Origin of the sequence: Streptomyces sp. NPDC059740 (assembly GCF_042733155.1) — a bacterium.
Lineage (GTDB): Bacteria > Actinomycetota > Actinomycetes > Streptomycetales > Streptomycetaceae > Streptomyces.
On record NZ_JBHWGP010000058.1, the window covers coordinates 20603 to 27109 of the forward strand.

General features: G+C 72.7%; 4 protein-coding genes. 1 reads left to right on the forward strand and 3 read right to left on the reverse strand.

Annotated elements, in window-relative coordinates:
• Positions 1-229: 229 nt before the first annotated feature.
• The 3 genes from ACFV3R_RS32640 to ACFV3R_RS32650 are packed head-to-tail and all read right to left on the reverse strand — an operon-like array spanning position 230 to position 4521.
• Positions 230-2599 (reverse strand): dipeptide ABC transporter ATP-binding protein, encoded by a 2370-nt coding sequence (locus ACFV3R_RS32640; RefSeq protein WP_385590700.1) that lies wholly within the window; start codon positions 2597-2599, stop codon positions 230-232.
• Positions 2596-3525: an ABC transporter permease gene (locus ACFV3R_RS32645; RefSeq protein WP_385590702.1), complete on the reverse strand. Its 930-nt coding sequence runs from the start codon at positions 3523-3525 to the stop codon at positions 2596-2598. The genes ACFV3R_RS32640 and ACFV3R_RS32645 overlap by 4 nt, the downstream gene beginning before the upstream one ends.
• Before the next feature lie 15 nt (positions 3526-3540).
• On the reverse strand, positions 3541-4521 hold the full coding sequence (locus ACFV3R_RS32650) for an ABC transporter permease (protein WP_385590706.1): 981 nt from the start codon (positions 4519-4521) through the stop codon (positions 3541-3543).
• Positions 4522-4755: 234 nt separating this feature from the next.
• On the opposite strand from ACFV3R_RS32650, the gene ACFV3R_RS32655 reads away from it, so the two are divergent.
• Positions 4756-6447, forward strand: a complete 1692-nt coding sequence (locus ACFV3R_RS32655) for an ABC transporter family substrate-binding protein (protein ID WP_385590704.1) — start codon at positions 4756-4758, stop codon at positions 6445-6447.
• The last annotated feature ends 60 nt before the right edge of the window (positions 6448-6507 follow it).

Genomic DNA, 6507 nt, shown 5'->3' on the forward strand with positions numbered 1-6507 from the left:
CGGGTTTTCGCAGGCGCCGCGGACTTCCCGGCGGCGCGGCCGGCGGCTCTCCTGCGTGGCCGCGGCCTTCGCCTGCGCGGGCGGGGCCGGGGCCGGTTGTCGCCGCGGCCACCCACCGTCCCCGCGCCCCACAGTCACCACGTCTCCCCGCCCCCGGCCGGGATGCGCACGCCCGCCCCGGGGTGGGGCCCGCCACGGGCATCGGGGTCCGCCACGGGGGCGCGGGGGGTCAGACCACCCGGCGCACCTGCGCGAAGTGGCAGGCGGCCGGGTGGTCCGGGTCGCCGTGGCCGGTCAGCGGCGGGCGCTCGGTCTCGCACCTGGTGCGGTCGGCCGCGGTCAGTTCCGCGTAGCGGGGGCATCTGCTGCGGAAGCGGCAGCCCGGTTCGCGGACGGTGGGGCTCGGCGGGTCCCCGGCCAGCAGCACCCGTTCGCGGCGGCGTTCGCGGGCCGGGTCGGGCAGCGGGACGGCGGACAGGAGTGCCTGGGTGTAGGGGTGGAGGGGCTCGGCGTAGACCTGCTCGACGGTGCCCGACTCCACCGTCCGTCCCAGGTACATGACGCTGACCCGGTCGGCGACGTGCCGGATCACCGAGAGGTCGTGGGAGACGAAGAGGTAGGCCAGGCCGAGTTCGGCGCGCAGGCGTTGCAGGAGGTTGAGGATGCCCGCCTGGACCGAGACGTCCAGCGCCGACACCGGCTCGTCCAGGACGAGGAGCTGGGGGCCGACGGCGAGCGCCCGGGCGATGCCGATGCGCTGGCGCTGCCCGCCGGAGAACTCGTGGGGGAAGCGTGCGGCGTGGCCGGCCTCCAGGCCGACCAGGCGCAGGAGTTCGGGGACTCGCCGGGCGATGTGCGTCCGGTCGGCCTGCTGGGCGCGCAGCGGCTCGGCCACGATGTCGCCGACCGGCATGCGGGGGTCGAGGCTGGCCATGGGGTCCTGGAAGACGATCTGCACCGCGGCACGCAGGCGTTGCGCCGCGCGGCGGTCGAGGTCCGCGGTGGAGCGGCCCAGCACCTCGACGGTCCCGGCCTGCGGCGGGCGCAGCCCCAGGATCTCGTAGAGGGTGGTGGACTTGCCCGATCCGGACTCCCCGACCAGGCCGAGCGCTTCCCCGCGCCGTACCTCCAGCTCCACGCCGTCGACGGCGTGCACGCTGCCGATCCGGCGCTTGAGGACGCTCCCCTTGTAGAGCGGGAAGGTCTTCGCCAGGTCGCGGACGCGCAGGACCGGGGGCTCGGTGGCGTCGTTGCCGTCCGCGTCCCCGTTCCGTTCCCCGTCGGCGGGGGTGGTGCCGGGGGCGGGGAGAAGGGGGACGGGGAAGACGTCGGTGGGGCCGAGGGCTCCGGCGGCGATCTCCTCGGCCCGGCGGCAGGCGGCGAGGTGCCGGGGGGCTGCGGCGGCGGTGGAGGCGGGTGCGCTTGACGGCGCCGGCGCGGTTGCCGGGGTGGCCTCCGCCCGGGGCGCGGGGGCGGCGGGGGCCGGCGGTGCGGTGGCGGCCGGTGCCAGGGGCGGCTCGGCCTCGCGGCAGGCCTCCTCGGCCATCGGGCAGCGGGGCGCGAAGGGGCAGCCGGCCGGGAGCGTGGCGAGTGAGGGCGGCGTGCCGGGGATCGGGACCAGCGCGGGGCGCGGGGCCGGGGCGGAGGGCGCGGCGGGGGCCGGCGGAGCGGTGGGGGCGGGTCCGTCCCCGTTCGGCTCGCTCCCAGGTGCGGTGCCGGGGCCGGGCGTGGTGCCCGCGGGTGCGGTGCCGGGCGTGGTGGCCCCGGCCGGGGCGGTGGCCCGGGAGGAGGCGGCGGACGCGGTGGTGGTGGGCGCGGCGGGGGCGCCGTCCAGGCGGGGGACGGCGCCGATGAGGCCGAGGGTGTAGGGCATCCGGGGCCGGGCGAAGAGTTCGTCCACAGGGGCCGTCTCCACGATCCGGCCCGCGTACATGACCGCGACCCGGTCGGCGCTGCCCGCGATCACCCCGAGGTCGTGGCTGACCAGGACCATGGCGGCGCCGGTCTCCCGGCGGGCCAGGCGCAGCACCTGAAGGACCTGCGCCTGGATGGTGACGTCGAGGGCGGTGGTGGGCTCGTCGGCGAGGATGACGTCGGGGTCGTTGGCGATCGCCATGGCGATCATGGCGCGCTGGCGCATGCCGCCGGAGAACTCGTGGGGGAAGGAGGCGGCGCGGATCCGGGGCTCGGGGATGCCGACGAGATCGAGGAGTTCCACCGCGCGCTGCGCGGCCTGCTCCCGGCTCAGGTCCTGGTGGGCGCGGACGGCCTCGGCTATCTGGGCACCCACCCGGTAGACGGGGGTGAACGCGGAGAGCGGGTCCTGGAAGACCATCGCAATGCGGTTGCCGCGTACCGAGTTGAGGGTGGCCTCGTCGGCTCCGAGGAGTTCGGCACCGGCCAGCCGCACCGAGCCGCTGACCCGGGCGCCGGCGGGCAGCAGGCCCATGACGCCGAGCGAGGTGACGGACTTCCCGGACCCCGACTCGCCGACGATGCCCAGCACTTCGCCGCGTTCCAGGCTGAGGCTGACGCCGCGGACGGCCGGCGTCCCGGCGAAGTCGACCGCCAGGTCGCGTACTTCCAGAACCGGCGTCATCGGCGCCCCTTTCGCGACGTCGGGTCGAGGGCGTCGCGCAGCCCGTCCCCGATGAGGTTGACCGCGAGCACGAAGACCACCAGGAGTCCGGCCGCGAAGAAGAACATCCAGGGGTAGGTGACGGCGGCGGGCGTGCCGTCGGCGATGAGCGTGCCCAGCGAGACGTCGGGCGACTGCACGCCGAACCCGAAGTAGGAGAGTGCGGTCTCGCTCATCACCGCACCGCCCACCGCGATGGTGGCGTCGATGATGAGGAAGGAGGCGACGCCCGGCAGGACGTGCCGGAAGATCACGCGCAGCGGGCGCACGCCCATGAACTGCGCCGCCCGGACGAACTCGGTCCGCGCCAGGGAGATCGTCATGGAGCGGACCACCCGTGCGGTGATCATCCAGGCGAAGAGGGCGAGCAGCCCGACGAAGGCGAGCCAGCCGGCCGGGCGCAGTCGCGGGGCGACGACGGCGATGATCAGGAAGCTGGGGAAGACCAGCAGCAGGTCGACGAGGAACATCAGGGCCCGGTCGGTCCACCCCCGGAAGTAGCCGGCGCAGGCGCCGACCAGGGAGGCCACCACGGTGGCGGACAGGCCCACCAGCACGCCGATGAGCAGCGACTTCTGCAGGCCGCGCATGGTCTGGGCGAAGACGTCCTGGCCGATGCGGTTGGTGCCGAACCAGTGGTCGGCGTCCGGGGCGGCGCGCAGGGCGGTGTAGTCGATGTCGGTGTACGTCCAGTGCGTCAGGTGGGGTCCGCCGAAGGCCGCGGCGAACAGCAGGAGGACGACGAGGAGCCCGGCGAGCGCGGAGCGGCGGGCCAGGAAGCGCCGCAGGACGATGCGGGTCCGTCCCGGCAGAGGGGCCTCGGGCCCGGTGAGGGTGGCGGCCTCGGTGGCCGCCTCCACGGCTGCGGGTGCCGTGTCGGCTGTCATGGCGTCGCCTCTCCTTCAGGTGCGTACGCGCGGGTCGAGCGCCGCGTGCAGGATGTCGGCGAGGAAGCCGGACAGCAGCACGACGACGGCGGCGAAGGCCGAGACGGCGACGACGGAGTTGACGTCGTTCTTGCCTATGGACTCCACCAGCCACTCCCCCATGCCGTGCCAGCCGAAGATGATCTCGGTGAAGGTGGCGCCGGTGAACAGGGCGAGGAAGCCGTAGGAGAAGTAGGTCGACATGGGGATGAGCGCGGTGCGCAGCCCGTGCCGCAGCAGCGTGGTGCGGCGGCTGAGGCCCTTGGCGCGGGCGGTGCGCAGGTAGTCGGCGCCGAGCACGTCGAGCATGGTGTTGCGCTGGTAGCGGCTGTAGGCGGCGAGGGTGACCAGGCCGATGGAGAGCGTCGGCAGCAGCAGGTGGACGCCGCGGTCGCGCAGCGTCGCCAGCAGGCCGCCGTGGAGGTCGGGGTCCTTCTCGCCGGTGAACTGGATGAGGTCGGTGCCCAGGACCGCGTTGAGCTTGATGGCGCCGATCTTGAGGAGGACCGCCAGCAGGAAGGTGGGGGTGGACAGCAGGAGGAAGGAGGCCACGGTCACCGCCCGGTCCGTCAGCCGGTACTGCCGCACGGCCGTCCAGGCGCCGGCGAGGATGCCGCAGACGGTACCGAGGACCGTGCCGGTGATCAGCAGCCGCAGCGAGACGCCCAGGCGCCGGCCGAACTCGGCGGCCACGGAGGTGTCGTCGATGGTCCGGCCGAAGTCGCCGTGGACCGCCCCGCCGAACCAGTGGCCGAGGCGGCCGAGGAGCGGGGTGCGGTCGTTGATGCCGAGGGCGGTGAGGTGGGCGTCGACGGCCGCGGGTGAGGGCGGCGGCCGTCGGTCGGCGAAGTAGGCCCGCGGGTCGAGGGCGGCGGAGGCGAGGAGGTAGGAGAGGCACACGGCCACCACCAACAGGACCACGTAGTAGGCCAGTCTCTTGGCCAGGTAGGCCGTCACGGGCGTCGTCCTCTCGGTGGTCACGTGGGGGGCCGTGCTGTCCTCGGCCTGCTCGGCCACGTGCAGACGATCTTCGTAGCAGAACGTTGCCACGTTGTGAAGGACACATGTCACATGCCAGCAGGCGCTTACGCAGGCGGAGTTGACGCCTTACCATCCCGTTCGACCGGTGTCTCCCGGCGCCGCGCGTCACCGAGACGCCCGCAACGCCTGCCAGTTCACCGGAGGAACCCCATGCCCAGACCTCTGCGGTCCGCAGCCCTCGCCGCCACCGCGACCGCCCTCACCCTCCTGGTGACCGGGTGCGGCTCGTCCGAGGACGGACACGGTGACGCGAAGAAGGGGGCGGCGCCGGCGGTCGGGGCACAGGAGATCAACGCCCAGCCGGCCTCCCGGGTCAGGCAGGGCGGCACCTTCAGGTTCGCGGTCCAGAAGTGGGTGCACCAGTACAACTACTTCCACGTCGACGGCACCGACGGCGACGCGCAGGCCCTGCTGGAGCAGGTCGAGCCGGTGCTGATGCCGCGGGACGCCAAGGGGGTGCCGCACCCCGACCCGAACTTCCTGAAGTCGGCGAAGGTGACCTCCACCAGCCCGCAGGTGGTGACCTACGAGCTGAACCCGAAGGCGAAGTGGTCCGACGGGAAGCAGCTGGGCTACCGCGACTTCCGGCAGCTCTGGCAGGACCTCAACGGCCACGACAGCCGCTACCTGGTGGCCGACAGCACCGGCTACGACCACATCGGGAAGGTGGAGCGGGGGGCGAACGACCAGGAGGTCGTGGTCACCTTCGCCAGGCCCTACGCCGACTGGCAGCGCCTGTTCCGGCCGCTGCTGCCCGCCGCCGGCATCGACACCCCCGAGAAGTTCAACAAGGGCTGGATCGAGAAGTTCCCGATCACCGGCTCCTCCTGGAAGGTCAAGTCGCTCGACAGGACGTCCCAGACGGTCACGATGGTCCCCGACCCGAACTGGTGGGGGCCCAGGCCGAAGCTGGACTCGATGACCTACCGGGCGCTGGGCCAGCAGGCGTGGACCGAGGCGTACCTCAACAAGGAGATCGACGAGGCCCCCGCGATCCTGCCCGAGGACTACAAGCGGCTGGTGAAGGCCCCGGGTACGGCCGTCCGGCGCGGCGCCCGCTGGGACGAGGTGCACCTCACCCTGGGCACCCGCGGCCCGCTGAAGGACCTGAAGGTGCGGCAGGCGCTGGACCTCGCGATCGACCGCAAGGGCATCGTCACGGCCTTCGACAAGGACATCCCGTTCGACGTCGCCACCCTCGACAACCACTTCTTCATGCCCAACCAGGCCGGTTACCAGGCGAACTCCGGCAAGTGGGGCAGGTACGACCTGGCGGCCGCGAAGAAGCTGCTGGACCAGGCGGGCTGGAAGGACAACGGTGAGGGAAAGCCCCGCACCAAGGGCGGCAGGTCGCTGACGCTCGACTACGTGATCACGGCCGGCGGCTCCACCGCCTCCCTGGACCAGGCCCAGATCGTCCAGCAGCAGCTCGGCATGGCAGGGATCAAGGTGCAGATCCAGAAGGTCCCGGACGAGGACTGGTCGGACAAGTACATCGACCGCGGCAACTTCGACCTCACCAGCTTCCGCAACGTCGACCAGATCTTCCCCTCGCAGCTCTACTCGACCTTCCAGCAGCCCAAGGGCGACCAGACCTACCTGAACTTCGGCAGGATCGGCACGCCGCAGATCGACGCGCTGCTGAAGAAGGCCTCCGAGGAGACGGATGTCGCCGCCTCGCACAAGCTGTACAACCAGGCGGACAAGCTGATCTGGGAGCAGGTGCACTCCATCGAGATCTACCAGCGCCCGCAGATACTCGCCGTGCGCAAGAACATGGCGAACTTCGGTGCGCCCGGGCTCGGCGACCTCGACTACGTGACCATGGGCTGGACGAAGTAGGGGCCGAGCAGGGCCGGCCTCCACCGGGGCCGCAGGCGGCCGGAGTCCCGTGACTCCGGC

What these genes read in the sequence shown, in the direction of transcription:
- ACFV3R_RS32640 (WP_385590700.1), bottom strand. Translation starts at nt 2,599, where the DNA reads ATGACGCCGGTTCTGGAAGTACGCGACCTGGCGGTCGACTTCGCCGGG.
- ACFV3R_RS32645 (WP_385590702.1), bottom strand. Translation starts at nt 3,525, where the DNA reads ATGACAGCCGACACGGCACCCGCAGCCGTGGAGGCGGCCACCGAGGCC.
- ACFV3R_RS32655 (WP_385590704.1), top strand. Translation starts at nt 4,756, where the DNA reads ATGCCCAGACCTCTGCGGTCCGCAGCCCTCGCCGCCACCGCGACCGCC.